The organism is Ignatzschineria ureiclastica, from assembly GCF_003121845.1.
GTDB classification, from domain to species: Bacteria; Pseudomonadota; Gammaproteobacteria; order Cardiobacteriales; family Wohlfahrtiimonadaceae; genus Ignatzschineria; species Ignatzschineria ureiclastica.
Genome location: NZ_QEWQ01000001.1, coordinates 215,401 through 236,829, shown reverse-complemented (window position 1 = coordinate 236,829; position 21,429 = coordinate 215,401). Strand labels below are relative to the sequence as shown.

The window sequence follows — 21,429 nt, the reverse complement described above, 5'->3', positions numbered from 1 at the left end:
AATGGGGGATATGAGTGGAATGGTGTTGGCGCTAGAGAGTGCAAGATCCGCTTTAGGGTTGGCATTGCAATCCTATCGGCGTGAGATGGCGGAAACAGCTACGGAGAAGTTGCAAAAAGGGACGTCACAAAAAGAGAAGTCACAAAAAGAGCGGACAATTGAGCAACATTTTAATGCCTATCTGCAACTATTGACGGAGCGCCGTTACTTTTCTCATATCGATCTCTACTTCTCTGATTTCATCTCGCAAAAGCAAGATTTACCGTTGATTGAACGGTTACAATATCGCTTTCTGCTTCTGTTATTAAGCCGTGCTTATGGCTATGGGCATACGGCGTTGCCTTTTCACTATCTCTATCAGCCACATAAATGGTTGAATGAAAATGATGATCTTGATCGAATCTCTGTGATTGAAGATTTCTTGCAGTTCTTGTTTCAGGTGTCACTGCAAGATGACCTCGATCTCGATGATCAAGATCATCGAGATTCGGATAATGAATCAATAAAGATCTACTCTTCATTAAAGGATTGTTGGCAACCGATTTTCGCAGTCATCCAAGCGCCGATTATTGTTACTCACAATGGACTCTATCTTGATCGCAATTATGCCCAAGAGAGTGAAATTGTTGAATTTTTTGGAAGCCCGCACGCAGTTCAGTTGAGTAATGAGCAAGAGGCTTTCTTACGCGCTCGGTTAGATCAATATTTTGGCATCAGTGATGAAGTTAATTGGCAAAAAGTAGCGGCGGCGAATGCACTTCTTAATCGTGTTTCAGTGATCTCAGGCGGACCTGGAACCGGGAAAACAACCACAGTCTTTAAAATCTTACAGACCCTAATTGATCAACATTATTGGCAGTCGGAAGCAGACACGCCTTTCTCTATTTTATTAGCAGCCCCTACCGGTAAGGCGGCGGCGCGTCTATCTGAATCGATTTTAGGACAGATGCGGAAACTTCAAGAGCGCTATGCCGAGAGTGAGGGGGATCAACGCATCGCTTTTGAACGGCAATTAGCGCTCATTCCCACTAAAGGGCAGACACTTCATCGTCTTTTAATGATTCATCCTTTTACTCAGCAAGCGCAATTTCATCAAAATAATCCACTCAATTTTGATCTCTTGATTGTCGATGAAGCCTCGATGATTGATCAGAAGATGTTAGTACAACTCATCCGTGCATTGCCGGAGAATGGTCAGATTATCTTTTTAGGCGATAAAGATCAGCTTGCTTCAGTGGAAGCCGGAGCGATTATGCACGAGTTATGTGTCTCTGAAAATTATTCTGAATCCCACTTTAATGCGCTTTCAATCTTAATGAGTGAGCGACTGCCTAAAGAGACGCTTGTGAATGCAAGAATGCCGAGCTTTAATTATCTGAGCTTCTTAAAGCAGAGTTACCGTTTTGATGCAAATTCAGCCCTTGGGCAATTAGCGAAGATTATTAATAATCAGGCAAATACCGATCGAGATTGGCAATGGCATACGATTCAGGGATTACTTAAAAAGGCAGAAAAATCGGCATTGAATGGGGGCAAGGCGCTATTAACCCTAACCGATTTGCCGATGGAGAATCGTCTCTTTGAATCGAAAATTCAAGAGGCTTTTGCACCCTATCTCGCACAGCTTCAAACCGGGAAAGGCGCGAGTTTTGCCAGCGAAACATTTAAAGTCTTTACGCAAATTGGTGTACTTTCGGCAAGACGAACGGGGGAATATGGGGCTGTTCGGCTTAATCAGCAGATTCGGGAGATTCTCTTTCCGCAATTAGCGCACTATAATTTCTTTCACGGATTACCCATTATGGTGACACAAAATAGTGCAGAGAATCAGCTCTTCAATGGCGATGTTGGGCTTATTTTAAGAGATGAGAAAGGGGAGCTTCGAGCCTATTTTGAAGGCGTGGGAGAAGCGCGAGCTTTTTCGATTCACGCCTTGCCGAAATTTGAACCCGCCTTTGCGATGACGATTCATAAATCACAAGGGAGTGAGTTTACCAAAGTCTTGCTCTTTTTAGGGGCGGAAGGTTCGCCATTTTTGACCAAAGAGCTCTTCTATACCGGCATTACGCGCGCGAAAGAAGCGGTGGATCTCTTTGCTGGAACGCCGGCGATTCTCTCGGCGCTTTCGGGGCGCGTTGATCGCTTTAGCTTTATTCATCAACGCTTGAAAGCAATGCAATAAACAAGGATTTGGAACTTGAAAAAGCGATGAAAAAAGTGAAAAAATTGTGGTTTATGGCTTGTGAATTTCACTTTTAGGGGTGATAATTAACAATCATTCAAATGACATAAATTCTCATTTCACCTACTTTGGAAATGTGGTCACACATTCTCTTTCAAGGTAGGTCGATGCTATTGTTGATTGTAATAGTGGCTTAAAAATAGACTCTATAAAATTAAGCTATCTAGATAGTTATCAGCAGATCTGAAAATCCGATCCTGAAAATAGGCTTTAAGATATCATTTTAAGATATTAGTTATGAATAACTCTATAAACACTATTTATTAAAATGAATAATAAATAATAGTGTGATGATGATAGAAATGATTATAGAGATGATGGTAACGCGTACAGGGTACGGATAATAGGGACTGTGAAAGGCTATCAAAAGGCTATCAAAAGGCTATCAAAAGGTAAGCAAAGTAATAGAAAGACAATAGCGGGAACATTCAACAATTTAATAACAAACAGATCAATAGAAAGGATATCTATGGCAAAAGTAGATCAATTGCAGGAGCTCAAAGAAGCGCCGATTAAGAAACTTTTATGGAAATACTCTTTGCCGGCGATTATTGGGAGCTCTGTTGCGGCACTTTATAATATTATTACCCGTTACTTCGTCGGGAATGCGAGTTACTTAGATGATCACGCATTAAGTGCGATGGGCATTGCGTTGCCGGTAATGACATTAATCGCGGCATTTGGGATGTTAGTGGGCGCAGGCGCGGGGAGTCGGATTTCCATTTTTCTAGGCAATCAAGATTACGATAAAGCCGAAAGTGTTGTCGGGACATCGCTACTTTTGACGCTGATTATTACGCTCACCGTCTCTTATGGGCTATTTCTCTTTTTAGAGCCGCTTGTCTATAAACTCGGGGCAGATGAAGAGACTTATCAATATACTTATGATTTCTTACGGATCTTCTTGCCGGGGGCAATCTTCTCAAATCTCTGCTTTAGTTTTAATAATATGATGCGCGCCTCGGGTTATCCTCGTAAAGCGATGTATACGATGCTATTAACGCTCGTGGTGAATACAATCTTAGCGCCATTTTTTATTAATTTCTTAAAATGGGGAATTCAAGGAGCGGCAATTTCGATTGTCTCTTCAATGGTGATCGGGACGATCTTTGTAATGGGGCATTTTGTCGGCAAGAATACGCTATTGCGGTTTCGCCTTTCTAAAATTCGTTTCAATTGGAAGATTACCAAAGCCGTCTTGAGTATCGGAATGTCCCCATTTTTGATGAATATCGTCTCGGCGGTGATTATCTTTATCATTATTCATCAGGTGAAAATTTTCGGGGGCTCGATCGGCGTTGCAGCTTATACCATTGCCAATGTGACCTTAATGTTAGTTGTGTTAGTGCTTTTAGGCCTTACGCAAGGAATGCAACCGATCGTGGGTTATAGTTACGGTGCCGGGGCTTATCATCGGTTACGGGAAGCCTTACTCTATACCATTAAAGTAGGGGTAATGATTGGGATTATTGCTTCTTCTATCGGTATCTTCTTTCCGGCGATCTTAGTGCGTCCTTTTAACCCCTCTGAAACATTGGCGGTTGAAACAATGGGTGCCATTCGTATTGTAACGATGTTATTCCCCTTGGTAGGCTTTCAGATGGTCGTGACTATTTTCTTCCAAAGTATTGGTAAAGTAGGGCACTCAATCTTCTTAAGCCTTAGCCGACAAATTATCTTCTTAATCCCGGCGCTCTTTATTTTACCAAGACTCTTTACCGAGTGGGGCTATAAACCCATTTTCGGCGTTTGGTTCTCGATTCCAACGGCCGATTTTATCTCCGCCTTTACAGCGGCGCTTTTCCTCTGGTTACAGTTGCGGGAATTTAAGAAATTGCGTTTAGCCCACGAAGCTGAATTAATGGCGAAAGCACAAAAAGAAGCTTAATTATTCACTTATCTATCTTATGAGGTATCTCATCGCTATCTCATCAGTAGACGTATAGAAAGCGATCTGAGGGTCGCTTTTTTTATCTGATTAGAATAAGCAGAGTGGTGAATATAGTAATATCGGTTCAAAATAAGCTCGTTTAAATAAGCTTGTTTAAATGCCGGCGCATCGGCTGATCGAGGCAAGGAAGACGTTCTATTCGGCATCTTGCAAATGGTGTTTAAAACCCTTTTTCTTAAACCCAATTTACTATAACAGGATCCCCTCTTTATGATCATCCCTCATTATCCACGAGAGATCAGCTATTTTCTTTGGAAATATAGTAAGATGAAAGCAATCATATCTCATCGTTAAAGGAGATCACAATGGCTGAGCAGAATAAGCGTCAAACATCTATCTCAAATTCAACTTCAAAGTCAACTGTAGGAAAAGGGCAAGATCGGCAAGAGAAGATCGCAAGTGGCTTACGAGATGTACGCAAGATGAATTACTCTCGAATGGCGGTCAGCGGACTTGGAAATTTAGTGATTCTTATTATCTGTTTCTGGATTCATTGGGGCTTAGGGCTTGCTTTTGCGGTTTTCTGGCTCTTTGTGATGCCTTATTTAGATATGCGTCGCCTACGAAAATATGAGGCCGAGCATCCGCCTGTACTGCCCTCGAGTAAAGATTTTGATGATTCGCCACTCTTTCCGGAGGAGGACCAGAAGCATACTCAAAATGATGAGCAAGATGATCAGTGGAAATCTTGGGATGATTGGGATGCGTGGCAGAGTGCAGATACGGATTCAAAGGATGATCAAGCAAAGCAGGGTCAATCAAAGCAACGTCAATTAAAGCAGGAACAATCAAAGAGCGAACAATCGACGAAACGTGAGATTGATAGCCGATAACAGATAGTTGGTCACAAGCAACCGATGCATTGGCATTGAAATAAGAATTCAAGAGCTTATTTAAATGCCGGCGCATCGACTGTAATAAGTAAGGAAGCCATTCTATCCGGCATCTTGCAAGTGTGGTTTAAAATCATTTTTCTTAAGCCGAAATGACTATAATATAAAGGCAACGATTTTGAGTCGTTGCCTTTGTTGTATTGTCTGAAGAGAATATTGTCGAAATAGATCTCTCTATTTTCGAACATTCACGCCATTAGGAGCGGGCTATTAAATTCCCTCTTCGCCCTCAATCTCTTCGATTGCTTCCGCTTCCTCAATAGCTTTTTGCTGATCTTGAGAAATGGTATCCGGTTGCGTGGTCGATGGTTCAAAGCTCTCTTCTAAATAACCAAAGCACTGCGTGAAACTGCTCTCAAATTGGGCAGCATCAATTTTTTGGGTGACAAGCTCTGATAGGGCGAGTTCTTGAGGGCCTAATGCATCGAGCGCTAATTTGCCACTTAATACTTTGATCACAAAGTTTTCTTCAGTCTTTGAGAGATTAGCATCTCCAAGATTCTCTTCATAGACTTTAGAGATACAATCGCAGTAGTAAGGGTTTGCCAATGATTCTTGAATACAATATTGGTAATTCGCTTTAGCAATACGTTTTGCTTGCGCACTATCGGCAAGTGCAAGATTTAATAGGCCAGCGCCGGCAATCAATGTTGTTATTGCAATGCGAGAAAGTGGATGTAATGCCATAAAATTCCCTATTTAAATATTAATGATAGCCACAATTATAGTGATTCTTGCCCACAGTGTAGAAGATTCTGATAAAGGGTGCAAAGAATGATCGGGTTATTCGGGTTATTTCTTATTATAGTAATATCGGTTCAAAATAAGCATTATTTAAATGCCGGCGCATCAGCCGTAAAAAGTGAGAAAGCTGTTCTATCTGGCATCTTGCAAGTGTTGGTGAGTCTGGTTTTATGTTCTTCTAAAACCCTACAATGGCTGTTTAAAAACCATTTTTCTTGAACCCAATTGAGTATATTTTGAGGCTATGATTTTTCCGCTTCATAAAAGGATTCGATGGCGCTAATCGGCTCTAATGAGATATGCCCTTTATTGATAGCGATAAATTGTTGCGACAATTGTTCGGCCTCTTTGACATTATGGGTTACATAGAGAATCGGGATTTGGAATTGATCGGGGATTTCAAGGAGGTATTTTAAGATCTCCTCTTTGCGCGCCTGATCTAATGCCGAGAGTGGCTCATCCATTAAGAGGATCTGCGGTGAGCTTAAGAGTGCTCGACCAATGGCAATCCGTTGTTTTTCCCCGCCGGAAAGATAAGCGATACGTTTTTTGAGAAGCGGTTCGATACCAAGGAGCGCCACAATTTTGGTGAATAATTCAGGGTTTTTCTCTTTTTCTCCGTAGCGGAGATTTTTCTCAACAGAATAGTGAGGGAAAAGGGTCGGGTCTTGAAAGACATAGCCAATCCCCCGTTTATGAATCGGCAGCGAAATATGCTGATCCGTATCGAGAATAACGGTTCCATTAATAGCAATATAACCTTTTTGCGGTGTCATTTTACCGGAGATGAAATTGAGTAACGTCGTTTTACCAGAACCTGATGGCCCAAAAATAGAGATAATACCGGTTGAAGGAAGCTCAAGGTGCGCTTCAAAGGTGAAATCTTGAAAAGGATGGGTAATGTCGATCGTAATCATAATAGGGACTTGTCGTTTAATAGAATGGGTCAAATAGTGAATTATCAGATTGATTCTGCCGGGTATTTCTCGATAAAAATCGACTAAGATTGCAAACCCAACCGTTTTTTATGGGCTCTCTGTAACACTTCGGAGAGGAAAAGTGCAATAAAAGAGATGGCAATAGCAATAATACAGAGACGCATTGTCGCGGCTTCTTGATTGGGAATTTGAATGAGGGTATACATTGCTAACGGCAAAGTCCGAGTTTCGCCGGGGATATTCGATACGAAAGTAATCGTGGCACCAAATTCCCCCAGTGAACGGGCAAAGGCAAGGACAACGCCGGCAATAATACCGGGCATCGCTAAGGGCAGTGTCACGGTAAAGAACATTTTGAGCCGAGAAGCCCCTAAGCTACGGGCGGCAAATTCGAGATTTTGATCAATGGATTCAAAACTAATGCGGATAGCGCGCACTAAGAGCGGAAATGAGACAACGGCAGATGCCAGGGCTGCCCCTTTCCAATTAAAGCTAAAAGAGATGCCGAAGATCTGATCAATCCATTTCCCAAGATAGCCATTGCGTCCCATTGTGATCAATAAGAGATAACCAATAACAACCGGCGGTAAAACAAGGGGAAGATTAATGACGCTATCGAGGATGGTTTTACCTCGGAAATTTTTTCGAGCAAGAACCCAAGCGCATAGAATACCAAAAGGGAGGCTAAAGATAATGGCAACTGCGCCGATCTTTAAGCTTAAAACAATGATTGACCATTCATATTCAGTGAGAATCATTAGGTATCGCGTCCTTGTTTCTGATGTTAAATATAGTAATGTCGGTTCAAAATAAGCATTATTTAAATGCCGGCGAATCGGCTGTAATAAGTAAGGAAGCCATTCTATCCGGCATATTGCAAGTGTTGTTTAAAATCAGTTTTCTTAAACCAAATTTACTATAGTACTGTTAGATATCGTGAAAAGAGAGATGATTATAGCTTATTAGGGCATTTGTGATTCGACGATCCCTCTAAAAAAGAATATTCATATCAATGGCAAATGGAGATATCGAGCCATTAGATATGAATATCTATCTTAAAACTATTCGAAAACTCTTCGAAAATGATCCGAAGATAACCTTGAAACAATCTTAAAATATTCAGCTGCTAATAGATGAATACTACTAGATGAATATCTTAATTGTGTTGATGACAAGGTTTTCGAGTCAATCTATTTAGTCGGTGCTGCAAAGCCATATTTTTTGAAAATAGCCGCCGCATCATCACTTAAAAGATATTTGTAGAATCCCTCAACAGGTTCTGAAGCGCGATCTTTCATAATGGCAATAGGGTATTCAATCGGCTCGTGAAGATCCGCAGGGAATGTGGTTACCGTTTTCACTTTCTCACTGACACTTGCATCAGAGGAGTAAACAACTCCTAAATCTGCTTCTTTCACTTCTACTAAGAGAAGGGCTGCGCGCACGTTTTGTGCTGCGGCAACGCGAGGTTCAACAGTCTTCCAAACGCCCAATTTTTCAAAAGATTCTTTGGCATAGAGACCTGCCGGAACGTGATCAGGATCGCCTAAGGCAATATGTGTTTTCGCTAGCGCATCTTTCCAAAATTCATTAGATGCAAATTCGACTTTATATTCTGTAGGATTCTCTTTGTAAGTGATAAGCGCTAATTCATTTTTAACAATATTGGTGCGCGTTGGATTATCGATGAGGTTTTTCTCTTCAAGATAGTTCATCCAGCTTTGGTTTGCTGAGATAAAGATATCTGCCGGTGCGCCTTGTTCGATTTGGCGTGCAAGATTTGATGAAGAGTCATAGAGCGATTCGATATGATCTTTACTGTCGATTTTACCGTATGCTTCAGTGATCTCATCCACTGCATTTTGGAGTGATGCCGCTGCGAAAACAGTGATGTTTTCTGCTTGAGCCATTAAACTTGCAGGGAGAATAAGGAGCGCAAGCGCACTTCTTTTAAAAAGTTTCATATTTTATTCCTCAATATTGTAACTGTGAACAGTGTGGGTGAAGATTCAAAAATAGAGGGAGTACATTCCCTTAAAAATCCCATAAACGTATTTAACATAAGTCATTTATCATAAATATGTAACTACCCAATATAACTAGATGAGTCAGGATGGAGAGCGTTTGTTGTTACAATATGGGGGAAGAATACAGGGAAAAAGCTTTAGAAATCTTGTCGGGTGCGCTATAAGATTAAGAGGAGGCGGATCAGGCTTTTCAAGTAGAACTTGTAAAAGAGGCGTATAATATGATTCGTTATGAATAATAAACAATCTATCGACTGAAGAAATAAATGAGTGAGTTTTGGATGAGTGTGGTTTTTATCTGAAAACCTGAACCCTTTAGTAGATAGATCGACTTATAAAAAGAGAGAAACAATGATTGAACAAAAATCCCCCCAACTTTTATGGCAACATTTTGCACAGTTAAGCGCTATTCCTCGCCCCTCTAAAAAAGAGGAGAGAGTCCGCGCGTTCTATAAAGCGTATGCGGCAGAGAAAGGCTTCGCTTTTGATGAGGATGAGATCGGTAATATTGTGATTAAAAAGCCGGCAACACCGGGTTATGAAAATGCACCGAAGGTGATCTTACAAGGTCATATTGATATGGTTTGCCAAAAGCGGGATGAGAGTGATCACGATTTTGATAATGACCCGATTGCGCTACAGATCAAAGAGGATTGGCTCTATGCAACCGATACGACTTTAGGGGCGGATAATGGGATTGGTGTTGCCGCAGCGGTTGCGATCTTAGAAGATGAGACAGCAGAACACGGTCCATTAGAAGTGCTCTTAACGGTGGATGAAGAGCAAGGTATGGGCGGTGTACAGAATATTCGGGAGAATTGGTTAGAGGGGCAATATCTTCTCAATCTTGATAGTGAAGAAGAGGGAGAATGTACGGTCGGTTGTGCCGGTGGCTCTGATTTTGCGGTGACAAAAGCATTGAATTTCGATCAAGAAGCACGAGGTGTTTTCTATCGTGTCTCTGTTGAAGGGTTACGGGGCGGTCATTCCGGGATTGATGTGCATAAAGAGCTTGGGAATGCCAATATGCTCTTAGCAGAACTACTTGCCGGATTTGCGCATCGCTCGGCGCTACGTTTGGCATCTTTTACCGGCGGGACATTACGCAATGCGATTCCGCGTTCAGCGGTGGCGGTTGTTTCTGTGCACGAAGCGCATAAAGCAGATTTTGAAGCCTATCTTGAAGAGATGAATCAATCCTTTAAAGCACGTTTAAAAGGGGCTGATGATGGTGTGAATGTTCGATTTGTGGCTTCTGAACCACAACCGACAATTGATGCTGAAGAGAGTGCAAAAGTGCTCAATTTGTTGTTGTTATTGCCTTGTGGTGTGATTCGTAAATCGGTAGAGATTCCTGTTGTTGAAACAAGTTGTAATGTCGGCGTTGTCCGCATTGATTCTGAACATCAATTACAGATCGATCTTTTAGCAAGATCAATCACAGATCGAGGCCTAGATGTGGTGCGGACACGTATTAAGGCCGCAGCGTTACTCAGTGGTGCATTCTCAGAAGAGAGTAATGATTATCCTGCGTGGCAGCCTAATCTTGACTCAGTGCCATTACAGCGCTTATTAGAGATCTATCGAGCGGAAACAGGAGAAGAGATGAAAATCTCCGTATTGCACGCCGGGCTTGAAACAGGGCTTTTAGGTCAGAAATACCCTCATTTAGAGATGGTGAGCTTTGGTCCTACAATTAAAGGGGCTCATTCTCCTGATGAACGAGTGAATATCCCAAGCGTTGATCGTTTCTATCATCTCTTAAAGTTACTATTGAAAAACTTGAAGTAGCCCTATCGAAAGTCTCTATTGACAGATATTCAACGATATTCAACGATATTAATGTCACTCTAAAACGAGCCTCCATTGGGAACGCTCGTTTTTTTATATAAAAAGATGGGTTTAACTATCTGATGAACATACCCTCTCGGAGAGAGAATATGCTATTGTAAGAGAGGTAAAGCCTATTACAAAGAATCATTAACAAAAGAGAAGAGGATAGTATGACAGCTTCAACTAAAATTTATGATTTTGATGAGATTATTAATCGTCGTAATAATAACTCAGATAAATGGTGTGCTTATTCGAAAGAGATTCTGCCGATGTGGATTGCCGATATGGATTTCAAAGCGGCGGATGAGATTGTAGATGGTTTGACGGCGATGGCACAAACCGGCGTATATGGTTATGGGAAAGCGCGTCCTGATCGCCTATTAGAAGCAATTGTCTATCGCCTACAGCGCCTGTATAATTGGACAATTGCGAAAGAGAGCATTGTTATGTTGCCAAGCCTTGTGAGTGGTTTTAATATCGCCGCTAATTTGGCACTTCGTGACAATCCTAATGCAGAATATCTCTTTCACACGCCGGCTTATCCCCCCTTTTTTGCCATTGAGAAAAATGTGGGAAGCAAAGGAATTGCAGTGCCTCTTATTGAAAAAGTTGAGGGAAATACGCTGCGTTATGAGATCGATTTTGACAAAATGGAAGCCTCTATTACGGACAATACTAAGATTTTTATGCTCTGTAATCCGCAAAACCCGTCTGGTCGTGTTTTCACAAAAGCGGAGTTATTAGCATTAGAGGCATTTGCTGAGAAGCATAATTTAATTGTTCTTTCAGATGAGATCCATGCGGAGCTTTTATGGGAAGGGGAACATATTCCTTACGCAACCTTAAGTGAACAGGCAAAAGCACAGACGATCACGCTTATCTCTGCAAGTAAGACTTTTAACTTACCAGGGTTAAGTGGTGGCTTTGCGATTATTGAGAATCCTGAACTTCGTGAAGCCTATGAGAAAGCGATGATGGGCTTTATCCCTCGTATGAATGTATTTGCCATGAAAGGCACCGAGCTTGCTTTTGATTATGGCGATGAGTGGCTTTCGCAGCTTAAAACCTATCTGATCGCTAATCGTGATTATCTAGTCGCTGAGCTTTCGAAGATTGAAGGCCTTAAATTTACCGTACCAGAAGCGACCTTTTTAATGTGGCTCGATTTCTCTGAAACGGCGATTAAGGGCAAAGCCTATCAGGCGCTTTTAGATCATGGTTTAGCATTGAATGATGGCAATACCTTTGGGGCTGATGGGAATTATGCTCGCATCAATTTTGGCACATCGCGTGTACATATTGAAAAAGCGGTAGAGATTATTCGGGAAACATTGGCATAGAATATTGTTCATTGATATTGCTCATGACAGCTTTGTTTTCGAGGTATCTACTTGAATTATATGTTGTATTATAAGGTTTGAATTCAATTATTGAAAATAAATCATAAAAAAATAAAAACAATATTCACTAATATTTTAAACTACTACTATAATTACGAATTATAATAGTAAGTTGTATTTTACAATATAATATTAAGCCTTTCTATTATCAATAGAGAGGTTTTTTTGTAGGTAAAAAAGGTACCTTGAAGCTTATGCTAATAGGAAAATAGATCAAAAAAGGAAATGACCAACAAGGACGTTCTGACGAACTAGGGAGACGTCATGAATCGTAAGCAATCCTTAAAATTAAAAAACGTTCAGATAATGCAATATGAGATATCTGAAAAATTAAATACCCTATCAATAAAAGGAGATTTAACGGAGAAACAACAAGCGCTGAGTATAGAACGAGAAGCAACCCTGAATTTTTGGCACAATGAATCTGCAATCTCAAAAGTGCTTGAGTATTCTAGATCCGCTGAAAGTAACGAATTAGAAGATATTCTGAAAAACAGAGATAATAAATATGAAGAGTATGAAAATGATTTGTATCTCTATTTTTCTGAAGTCGGACATTATCGACTTTTGAGCGCAACAGAAGAGAAGTTGCTCGGAAAAGCAGTACAAGAAGGGAATCAAGATGCTTTTAAACAAATTGTTCTAGGTAATTTGCGATTAGTGATTATGATCGCTCAGCGTTATGAGGATCGTGGCTTAGATAAGGCGGATCTCATTTCTGAGGGAAATCTTGGGTTAATGCATGCAACGCGAAAGTTTAATCCCGAAAAAGGGTGTCGATTTTCGACTTATGCGGTGTGGTGGATTCGTCACTACATCGAAAAGGCGATTATGAATCAAGGGCGGACGGTTCGGTTACCGATTCATATTAACAAGGCCCTTAAAAAGCTGATGAGTGAGTTGCAACAATTATCTCAAGTCCTGCAGAGAAGGCCTACTGTAAAAGAGTTATCTGAAGTAACAGGACAAAGTCTTTATGAAATTATGGAACTTCTAGCTTATCAAAAAGCATCTCTATCTTTTGATCATACAGAGATTCCTGCTATCACAATGTCTAGTCCTAACATGTTACAAAATAAGCAGAATAGAATCGTTGATTTTTTTGTTGAAAATGAGGCGTTTAATCTGCTTGAGCATATTTTATTTGAACTTGAGCCGAAAGAGCGAGAGGTTATAGAATGCCGTTTTGGTATGAATGGGCGAAGTGCCAAGACATTGGATAAAACGGGGAAAGTTTTAGGATTAACAAGAGATCAAGTGCGATATTTACAGACAAAAACATTAGAGAAAATACGTTTAATGTTAGAGGAACATAATGTGAGTTTAAATGATGTTTTAGCCTAATTTTATGTGAAATATTGATCTGGGTTGGAAATCACTTACACTAAGGGTTGTTTTCCTCTAAAGTTGTCCCCATTAATGGTGTAGTCAATAGATTACACCACAGGGTTTCTCTTTTCTTTGCTATATCAGAAATAGGGGAAAGCTGTTATAATAGTCTGCTTTAGATTAAAATAATACGATAGTCGTGAACTTATTAGATTAAGGATGTCATTCTAAATTATGAGCAATCATTCAGATCAAAAAAAACAAGATCAACTTAAAAAAGAGCAAATCAAAAAGCTGATCGCTTATGGTAAAGAGCAAGGATATCTTACCTTTACGGAGGTGAATGATCATCTTCCAAAAGGAATGGTCGATCCAGAGCAGATTGAAAGTATCATCGCAATGATTGAAGATATGGGGATCGCGGTGCATGAAGAAGCCCCCGATGAAGATACTTTAATGCTCAGTGAGTCGCTCGATAGTGATGATGCGGTCGAGGAAGCCGCTGAAGTTCTCGCGCATATTGATGATGAAGAGATTGGTAGAACGACAGATCCTGTTCGTATGTATATGCGGGAGATGGGAACCGTTGATCTTTTAACAAGAGAAGAAGAGAAACAGATTGCGATTCGAATTGAAGAAGGATTGCATTCATCTCTGAACTCATTGGCGCTCTACGTACCTGCAACTTATCACTTAATCGATTCTTATCATGCGGCGATTAAAGAAGAAGGTCGAATTACTGATCTCGTATTAGGGTTTATTGATCCTAGCTTCTATCTCGAAGATGAAGAGAAAAATGAAGATGAGGATGAAGAAGTTGCGGTTGTTGAAGTTGAAGATAATGCCAACGGCCCTGACCCTGAGATTCTAGCGACAAAAATTGCAGAACTACAAGCAATCGTTGATAAACTCAATGCAGTCAAAGAAAAAGAAGGCGCAACGAGTAAATCGGATAAGATTAAAGAAGTTAGAGCGAGTCTACGTGAAAAATTCATGGAGTTTCAGTTAGCACCGAAATTCCAAACAGAGATGTATGATAAGCTTCGTGAGACCATTGATCGCATTCGTCCGTTAGAACGTAAAATTATGCACATCTGTGTGGCGAAAGCAAAAATGCCACGCACAGAGTTTTTAAAAGTATTTCCCCGTAATGAAGCCGATAGAGCTGTTTTTACCGAAGACATCTTTAAACGTAAAGCAAAATATGTGGAAGAACTCAAAACCTATGAGAAACATATTTTTGAATGCCAGGATCGTTTAGCGAAGATCGAACAAGAGACAGATCTTACCATCTATGAGATTAAAGAGATCAATCGTCAAATCTCCATTGGTGAAGCGCAAGCACGCCGAGCTAAGCGGGAGATGATCGAAGCAAACTTACGTCTTGTAATCTCTATTGCGAAGAAATATACCAATCGTGGTCTACAATTCCTTGATCTGATTCAGGAAGGGAACATCGGTTTGATGAAAGCGGTAGATAAATTTGAATATCGCCGGGGCTATAAGTTCTCAACTTATGCAACTTGGTGGATTCGTCAGGCGATTACTCGTTCAATTGCAGATCAGGCTCGGACCATTCGTATCCCTGTGCATATGATTGAGACAATTAACAAGTTAAACCGTATCTCAAGACAGTTGCTGCAAGAGCTTGGTCGTGAGGCTACGCCAGAAGAGATTGCAGAAGCAATGGGTGAAACGGAAGAGCGCGTGCGTCGAGTGCTTAAAATCGCTCGTGAACCTGTTTCTATGGAAACACCTGTCGGGGATGATGAAGATTCAAGTTTGGGCGATTTCATTGAAGATGTCTATGCAATTTCACCTATGGAATCGGCAACGGATGAAGGCTTAAATGAAGCGACTCGTGAAGTGTTAGATACATTAACTGCTCGTGAAGCGAAAGTATTACGGATGCGTTTTGGTATCGATATGAATACTGATCATACGCTTGAAGAGGTGGGCAAACAATTTGATGTAACCCGTGAGCGTATTCGTCAGATTGAAGCGAAAGCCCTTCGTAAGTTACGTCATCCTAATCGCTCAGAGAGTCTAAAAAGCTTCTTAGATGTGGAGTAAGGTTCAATAAGTCGATCTACCTCTGCGAATCTTTCGTCGATAGTAGGTCATGATATTGAAGGATTCAATAATAAACCCCGAAGATCTTGTAAAATCTAGGGGTTTATTTATATCTCTATTTTTGGTTTTATGTTCTTTTAAAACCCCACAATAGCTGTTTAAACCATTTTCTTAAACCTGATTCACTATATGATTGATTTAGCAACCTCTCGTAACTCTCATAATCCTTACCCTCACAATCCTTACCTTGTAGTAAGGGATTAATGTAAAAGTAAAAAAAATGAAAAATATGGTTAAAATGCCCCCATTTTCCGTCGCACCAATGTTGGATTGGACAGATCGACATTGTCGTTATTTCTATAGAACAATGAGTAAAACTGCACTTTTATATAGTGAGATGGTGACAACAGGGGCAATTATTTATGGTGATAGAGATCGTCATCTCTATTTTGAAGAAGAAGGACCTGTTGCACTGCAACTCGGCGGATCTGATCCTAAAGATCTTGCGATTGCGGCGAAAATTGGGGAATCCTATGGGTATAGTGAGATTAATCTTAACTGTGGCTGCCCTTCAGATCGAGTGCAGAAAGGGCGATTTGGTGCCTGTTTGATGAAAGAGCCAAGTTTAGTGGCGGATTGTTATCAAGCGATGCAAGAGGCTGTTTCGATTCCGGTCACCATTAAAACCCGTATCGGGATTGATGATGAAGAGAGTTATGCGTTCTTAACTCATTTCATTGAAACAGTCGCGGCAAGAGGATGTGATCAATTTATTATCCATGCACGAAAAGCTTGGCTTTCAGGGCTTTCTCCTAGAGAAAATCGCGATATTCCTCCTCTTAATTATGAACGTGTTTTTCAAGTGAAACAAGATTATCCTACGCTTCAGATAGGTTTAAATGGTGGCTTGCCTTCGGTCGTAGAGGCGAAACAGTATATCGGACAAGTCGATAGTGTAATGCTTGGGCGGGCGATTTATCATGATCCTTATCAATTGGTTCAAGTGGATTCTCTTTTTAACGAGGATATTGAAGAATCAGAAGGATTAGAACTAGAGACTTCTATTAAAAGTCGCTATGAGGTGATTATGGCCATGAAACCCTATATTGAAGCGCATATTGACAAAGGTGGAAGGTTAAATCATATTGTGAGACATATGCTAGGATTATTTCATGAAGTACCGAAAAGCCGCCTATGGCGCCGATATTTAAGTGAAAATATGCATAAAGATGGGGCGAATTTTGATACAGTATTAACCGCTTATCAACGAATGCAAGATGAAAGATAGAACGAATATATTACAGAATCAATAATATACTCTTTTTATGAGATAATATGCTCAACTATATTGATTACTATTTAGAATATCTCCTATAATCAAAGAATCTTACTTAACTTATTAACTATTAAGGATATCTAATGAAGAAAAAACTACTTGCGTATGCGGTGCCATTACTATTAGCAACTAGCTCGATGAGCGTGGCAGCACCGATCGAATTGTTTACCCAAGATTATGAAACAATAACGGAAGCGTTATTAGATAAGTCCTATGGCTTTATTGTTAAAGAGATAGATACAGCTATCGAAGCAGATGCTACGAGTGAGAATATTGCAAATTTCCAAGCAACAACTTCGATTTTATTACAAGATGACGAGACAAATATCACATCAACAGAGAATGGAGAAGTGGTCTTTACCAACTATGCAGAAGGTAAAGGGGCTGCGACGATTATCTCTAAAGCTGATTTGATCATTGCTAACAGTGATGAAGAAGTTTTTGTGCTTAAAGATATTGCACAACAAACACAAATTGATCGGGAAAATCTTCAATATAAGTTTACACAACAATATCCTGAAATCTTATTAGAGTCTGACTCTTCAGATATGGGTTATTTCCATATTGCTGGCGCGGAAGGGAAAGGACTATTTACATTCACTGATAATTTTAAAGTGATTGATAATTTTGATGCCGCTTATCAGATTGGTAAGATAACTCTGAAAAATGAAGCGAAAGGGCTACGTTCATTCGTAGTCAATGATAGTACTATTAATTCTGTGATTAAGCCTAGTGATCTCTATCAGAAGACAGAAGTTATCTTTAATGGTATCGCTCTTGAGGTAATGCCGGAAGCAGTAACTCGTTCTGGTTTTAGTCATCTTAATATCGCACAATTTACTTATGATTCAGGCGTTGAAAAAGTCGCAGATGGAGCAGGTATTTTTACCCATTTTGTTGTTAAAGATCTGAAGCTTCAGCCTGCGATTTCTGATACAGAAGTAGCTTTAGGGGATTTTAAATTAGGATTTAACATTGCGCCGGTTACAAAAGAGATTCTATCTCAAGATTTTCTTGCCCTTAGTAATGAATATATACTCAATGCTGATCAAATGAATCCTTATGCTTACCTGCAAAAAGTGTTTGTAGATGGCAGTAGCGTCAAAATTACTTTAGATGGGAAGTTAGCAGATTTTGGTTCTCAAAATGCCTTGAATATTACACCAAGCAGCAAACTGATTGATCAATTAGCAAAAGTAGACTTTATTAATAATCCTGATGAAGTCGATGAGATGTTTGCAGGTTTAACTTTCTTTGAATTTGTAAATCAATATATCGATGCTATCGATTTAGAACTCTCTGTTGATCAAAACTATGTAATTGAATTAGGCAGTAATATCTTAATCGCCTCAGGAAAACATGTGAATGTGGATAGTGCGCGTAAAGAGATGAGAGAGTTATATCAACAGTTCCAATTGATGGCAACTTTGATCAATGCTGAAACTCCGTTAGTTGAGTTTGTTGGTGGTAAAGCTCGTATTCATGTACAATATCAGGATGGCACTTGGTTAGTGAATGATCAAGTTGTAGACTTAGAAGCCATTGCCGCATTATTTGGTTAATAAGTAGTGTAAAATAGAATGATCAAGTGAGGGAGGCTATGAGTCTCCCTTCTTTTATTGAGCGTATTAAGTTTATATCTATAAATCTGTTAATCTGTAAATTTATAAATCTATATTCTAATGATAATGTTGAGTATAGAAAGAGTATAGAAAACATATAGAATGGATATAGTATTATTTAATACACGAATATCACAACATATCAAAAGGATAGAAAATTATGAAAGCACGTCTTCAAAGTGATGTTAAAGAAGCAATGAAAGCGAAAGAGCGTGAAAAAGTGACGACATTACGCGCTATTTTAGCGGAGATTCAAGAAGCACAATTACAAAAACGGGGCGATGAATTGACAGATGAAGAGTATCTGACGATTTTAAATCGTATGGTGAATCAACGTCGGGAATCAATTGATCAGTTCAAAAAAGCAGAGCGTGATGATCTTGTGGAGAAAGAGGAAGAGCAACTTCAATACATCTTACCTTATCTTCCTGCGCAATTAACGGAAGAGGAAGTGATTGCTATTATTGATGCCGCTATCGCCGAGTTAGGGGTTGAAGGTATGAGTGGAATGGGTAAATTAATGAGTGCTATTCGCCCACAATTATTAGGTAGAGCAGATATGTCTGCTGTCAGTGGCATCGTTAAAGCACGTTTAGCGGGCTAATATCTTGAGTATTGTAGTCGCTGAGCAATATGACAAAGTTGCCCTTCATTCATAATGGGTGAATGGCGGTATAATAGAAGCGGTGATAGGGTGTCGATGGGGATAAAAACTCAGCAGGCAATCTTTCACCGCTTTACAGTATGGTAAGATTGATCTTGTAGGATCTATGACCGTATTTATAGTAAATTGGGTTTAAGATGGTTTAAGAAAAATAGTTTGAAAGTAGTTAGTGCAGGATTTTAAAAGCATATCAAACCATGTTAAATAACACTTGCAAGATATCGGATAGAACAGTTTTCTCGTCTCGATCAGCTGATGCGTAGGCATTTGAGTAAGCTTATTTTGAACCGATATGACTATAAGATATTGATACGAGCCGTTTTGGACGAAGATGAGGGGAAAATGAGTAAAGGCAAAGGATTTATTCCACGAGATTTTATCGATTCATTGATCGCAAGAGCGGATATTGTGTCGGTGATTAATCAGCGTGTGCCTTTAAAGAAGGCCGGGAGTAACTACAAAGCGTGTTGCCCATTTCACGATGAGAAAACGCCCTCATTTACCGTTAGTGAGCCTAAACAGTTTTATTACTGTTTCGGTTGTAATGCGAGCGGTAGTGTTCTGACATTTTTAATGAATTATGAACGTCTTGAATTTTTGGAAGCGGTGGAGGTTCTAGCGCAAATTGAAGGCGTTGAGATTCCTTATGAGCGGGGAGAGGGTTACTCTGAGGCAAAAGTAGAAGCGCAGAAAAACTTGTTAGAAGTGATGAAGATGAGCGAAGCGTTCTATCGACAACAATTGCGCAAAGAGAACAATGATCGTGCCATTGAGTATCTACAAAAACGAGGTTTAAATGGGGATGATGCCAAAAAATATGGCATTGGTTATGCGCCTGATAGTTGGAATGCACTGCTTTCTGAATTGAGTAAACATCATATCTCTGAGCAATTAATGCTTGAAGGCGGCTTACTCAGTGAGTCAGAACAACATCGCCGCTATGATCGTTTTCGAGATCGGATTATGTTTCCCATTCGTAATCGAAAAGGGGATACAATTGGCTTTGGTGGACGAATTCTCGATCAAGGGGAGCCGAAGTATCTTAACTCTCCTGAAACAGTGCTCTTCAAAAAAGGCGAAGAAGTATACGGGCTCTATGAGTTACGGCAATCAGCGCGGGATTATGAGGAGATTATTGTCGTTGAGGGCTATATGGATGTTGTAATGTTATCGCATTATGGCGTCAATAATAGCGTGGCAACTTTAGGAACGGCGATTGCTCAACGTCAGATTGAATTGCTGTTTCGTTATACTTCTCGAATTGTCTTCTGTTTTGATGGAGACCGTGCTGGAAGAGCGGCAGCTCATAAAGCGATGAATGAATCATTCCCCGCATTGACTGCCGGTAAAGAAGTTTCATTCCTATTTCTACCGGATGGAGAAGATCCTGATAGCTATGTGCAAAAATCAGGAACAGAGGGTTTTATCTCATTAGTGAAGAATGCAGAGCCGCTATCTCAATTCCTCTTTGAATCAATGGAGGAAGAGGTGAATATGAATACCTTTGAAGGTCGCTCACAATTTTTAGAGATGACCGCCGAAAAGATCAATGCGATGCGAGATATTCCGCTTCGAGATTTTTTACGGGCAGAGTTAGGCAGAAGAGCCAGTCTTGCAGATAATCTGCTAAATCGCTATGTGAGTGCCGGTCGACAAGGGGAGAGTCGAGCGCGGCAAGCTTATAATAATGGGCAGACATTAGTCGAACGGATTTTGGTGATTATTCTGAATCAACCGGCATTAGCAAGATCACTGCAAGGATTGCACTTTCTATTAGAGAGTGATGATTTGCAACAAAACCGTCTATATGAAGTGATTATGGCGATTCAGGAGTATCCAACGCTTGAAAATGCTGCACAGATTCTTCATTTCTTTGATGAAGAGCAGTGGAATGGTTGGCTACGGCAATTGACGATGCAGGAGAGTTTAATTGATGAGTCCTTACAAGAGAGTGAGCTGCAAGATCTCTTTTTACAACTCACCAAAGGGGAATCTCCGTTAAAGAAAGTATTGGCGAAATTACAAAATAATGAGCCTTTGACCGCAGATGAGCTACAACTTCTCAGAAGTTCTCGTTAGATCCATTTTCTTCTCTTTCTTCTCTTACTATCAGTGTGTGTTAATAGTCCTTAATAGGTAGAGATGTCAAAACTAAGAAAATTGATTGTATTGCCGGGGAGAATAATCTTGTTCTTTTCATAATCCTGTGCCGGCAAATTGAGTATCTTCCAATAGGGCAGTAATGATCAGGTCAGCTGGAGAGATATAGTAATATCGATTCAAAATAAGCTTATCCAAATGCCGGCGCATCAACTGATCGAGACGAGAAAATTGTTCTATCCGGCATCATGCAAGTGTTGGTGAGTCAAGTTTTATG

The 21,429-nt window shown here is 40.1% G+C and carries 15 protein-coding genes; 11 read left to right on the top strand and 4 right to left on the bottom strand.

All coding sequences use genetic code 11. From position 1 onward, the window contains the following. Position 1: 1 nt before the first annotated feature. From recD to DC083_RS00910, 3 genes are all read left to right on the top strand, one after another. On the top strand, positions 2–2,182 hold the full coding sequence (gene recD / locus DC083_RS00920; RefSeq protein WP_109188415.1) for an exodeoxyribonuclease V subunit alpha: 2,181 nt from the start codon (positions 2–4) through the stop codon (positions 2,180–2,182). Between the two features lie 529 nt (positions 2,183–2,711). Beyond that, positions 2,712–4,130, top strand: a complete 1,419-nt coding sequence (locus DC083_RS00915; protein ID WP_109188414.1) for an MATE family efflux transporter — start codon at positions 2,712–2,714, stop codon at positions 4,128–4,130. Between the two features lie 368 nt (positions 4,131–4,498). Beyond that, positions 4,499–5,026, top strand: coding sequence for a hypothetical protein (locus tag DC083_RS00910; protein WP_109188413.1), 528 nt, complete (start codon positions 4,499–4,501; stop codon positions 5,024–5,026). 270 nt (positions 5,027–5,296) lie between these two features. On the opposite strand, the gene DC083_RS00905 is transcribed toward DC083_RS00910, so the two are convergent. From DC083_RS00905 to modA, 4 genes are all read right to left on the bottom strand, one after another. Beyond that, positions 5,297–5,773 (bottom strand): hypothetical protein, encoded by a 477-nt coding sequence (locus tag DC083_RS00905; protein ID WP_109188412.1) that lies wholly within the window; start codon positions 5,771–5,773, stop codon positions 5,297–5,299. 299 nt (positions 5,774–6,072) lie between these two features. After that, a complete protein-coding gene (locus DC083_RS00895; protein WP_109188410.1) occupies positions 6,073–6,747 on the bottom strand; it encodes a molybdenum ABC transporter ATP-binding protein in 675 nt (224 codons plus the stop codon). A gap of 83 nt (positions 6,748–6,830) precedes the next feature. Further along, positions 6,831–7,526 carry a molybdate ABC transporter permease subunit gene (modB, locus tag DC083_RS00890; RefSeq protein ID WP_109188409.1) on the bottom strand — a complete coding sequence of 232 codons (696 nt, stop codon included), beginning with the start codon at positions 7,524–7,526 and terminating at the stop codon, positions 6,831–6,833. Positions 7,527–7,958: 432 nt separating this feature from the next. After that, positions 7,959–8,732: a molybdate ABC transporter substrate-binding protein gene (gene modA / locus DC083_RS00885; protein ID WP_109188408.1), complete on the bottom strand. Its 774-nt coding sequence runs from the start codon at positions 8,730–8,732 to the stop codon at positions 7,959–7,961. A 414-nt stretch (positions 8,733–9,146) separates the two neighbouring features. Here modA and DC083_RS00880 point away from each other — a divergent pair, with 414 nt between their 5' ends. The 8 genes from DC083_RS00880 (at position 9,147) to dnaG (ending at position 21,131) form a co-directional block, all read left to right on the top strand. Beyond that, positions 9,147–10,586: an aminoacyl-histidine dipeptidase gene (locus DC083_RS00880; protein ID WP_109188407.1), complete on the top strand. Its 1,440-nt coding sequence runs from the start codon at positions 9,147–9,149 to the stop codon at positions 10,584–10,586. 212 nt (positions 10,587–10,798) lie between these two features. Beyond that, positions 10,799–11,968, top strand: coding sequence for a MalY/PatB family protein (locus DC083_RS00875; protein ID WP_109188406.1), 1,170 nt, complete (start codon positions 10,799–10,801; stop codon positions 11,966–11,968). 324 nt (positions 11,969–12,292) lie between these two features. Beyond that, a complete protein-coding gene (locus DC083_RS00870; protein ID WP_109188405.1) occupies positions 12,293–13,372 on the top strand; it encodes a sigma-70 family RNA polymerase sigma factor in 1,080 nt (359 codons plus the stop codon). 219 nt (positions 13,373–13,591) lie between these two features. After that, a complete protein-coding gene (gene rpoD / locus DC083_RS00865; RefSeq protein ID WP_109188404.1) occupies positions 13,592–15,430 on the top strand; it encodes an RNA polymerase sigma factor RpoD in 1,839 nt (612 codons plus the stop codon). Between the two features lie 289 nt (positions 15,431–15,719). Continuing rightward, on the top strand, positions 15,720–16,718 hold the full coding sequence (dusA, locus tag DC083_RS00860; protein ID WP_109188734.1) for a tRNA dihydrouridine(20/20a) synthase DusA: 999 nt from the start codon (positions 15,720–15,722) through the stop codon (positions 16,716–16,718). 131 nt (positions 16,719–16,849) lie between these two features. Beyond that, positions 16,850–18,328, top strand: coding sequence for a hypothetical protein (locus DC083_RS00855; RefSeq protein WP_109188403.1), 1,479 nt, complete (start codon positions 16,850–16,852; stop codon positions 18,326–18,328). Between the two features lie 220 nt (positions 18,329–18,548). Then, positions 18,549–18,992, top strand: coding sequence for a GatB/YqeY domain-containing protein (locus DC083_RS00850; protein WP_109188402.1), 444 nt, complete (start codon positions 18,549–18,551; stop codon positions 18,990–18,992). A gap of 402 nt (positions 18,993–19,394) precedes the next feature. Beyond that, a complete protein-coding gene (gene dnaG / locus DC083_RS00845) occupies positions 19,395–21,131 on the top strand; it encodes a DNA primase (protein WP_157954856.1) in 1,737 nt (578 codons plus the stop codon). The last annotated feature ends 298 nt before the right edge of the window (positions 21,132–21,429 follow it).

What these genes read in the sequence shown, in the direction of transcription:
- recD (WP_109188415.1), top strand. Translation starts at nt 2, where the DNA reads ATGGGGGATATGAGTGGAATGGTGTTGGCGCTAGAGAGTGCAAGATCC.
- DC083_RS00915 (WP_109188414.1), top strand. Translation starts at nt 2,712, where the DNA reads ATGGCAAAAGTAGATCAATTGCAGGAGCTCAAAGAAGCGCCGATTAAG.
- DC083_RS00910 (WP_109188413.1), top strand. Translation starts at nt 4,499, where the DNA reads ATGGCTGAGCAGAATAAGCGTCAAACATCTATCTCAAATTCAACTTCA.
- DC083_RS00905 (WP_109188412.1), bottom strand. Translation starts at nt 5,773, where the DNA reads ATGGCATTACATCCACTTTCTCGCATTGCAATAACAACATTGATTGCC.
- DC083_RS00895 (WP_109188410.1), bottom strand. Translation starts at nt 6,747, where the DNA reads ATGATTACGATCGACATTACCCATCCTTTTCAAGATTTCACCTTTGAA.
- modB (WP_109188409.1), bottom strand. Translation starts at nt 7,526, where the DNA reads ATGATTCTCACTGAATATGAATGGTCAATCATTGTTTTAAGCTTAAAG.
- modA (WP_109188408.1), bottom strand. Translation starts at nt 8,732, where the DNA reads ATGAAACTTTTTAAAAGAAGTGCGCTTGCGCTCCTTATTCTCCCTGCA.
- DC083_RS00880 (WP_109188407.1), top strand. Translation starts at nt 9,147, where the DNA reads ATGATTGAACAAAAATCCCCCCAACTTTTATGGCAACATTTTGCACAG.
- DC083_RS00875 (WP_109188406.1), top strand. Translation starts at nt 10,799, where the DNA reads ATGACAGCTTCAACTAAAATTTATGATTTTGATGAGATTATTAATCGT.
- DC083_RS00870 (WP_109188405.1), top strand. Translation starts at nt 12,293, where the DNA reads ATGAATCGTAAGCAATCCTTAAAATTAAAAAACGTTCAGATAATGCAA.
- rpoD (WP_109188404.1), top strand. Translation starts at nt 13,592, where the DNA reads ATGAGCAATCATTCAGATCAAAAAAAACAAGATCAACTTAAAAAAGAG.
- dusA (WP_109188734.1), top strand. Translation starts at nt 15,720, where the DNA reads ATGGTTAAAATGCCCCCATTTTCCGTCGCACCAATGTTGGATTGGACA.
- DC083_RS00855 (WP_109188403.1), top strand. Translation starts at nt 16,850, where the DNA reads ATGAAGAAAAAACTACTTGCGTATGCGGTGCCATTACTATTAGCAACT.
- DC083_RS00850 (WP_109188402.1), top strand. Translation starts at nt 18,549, where the DNA reads ATGAAAGCACGTCTTCAAAGTGATGTTAAAGAAGCAATGAAAGCGAAA.
- dnaG (WP_157954856.1), top strand. Translation starts at nt 19,395, where the DNA reads ATGAGTAAAGGCAAAGGATTTATTCCACGAGATTTTATCGATTCATTG.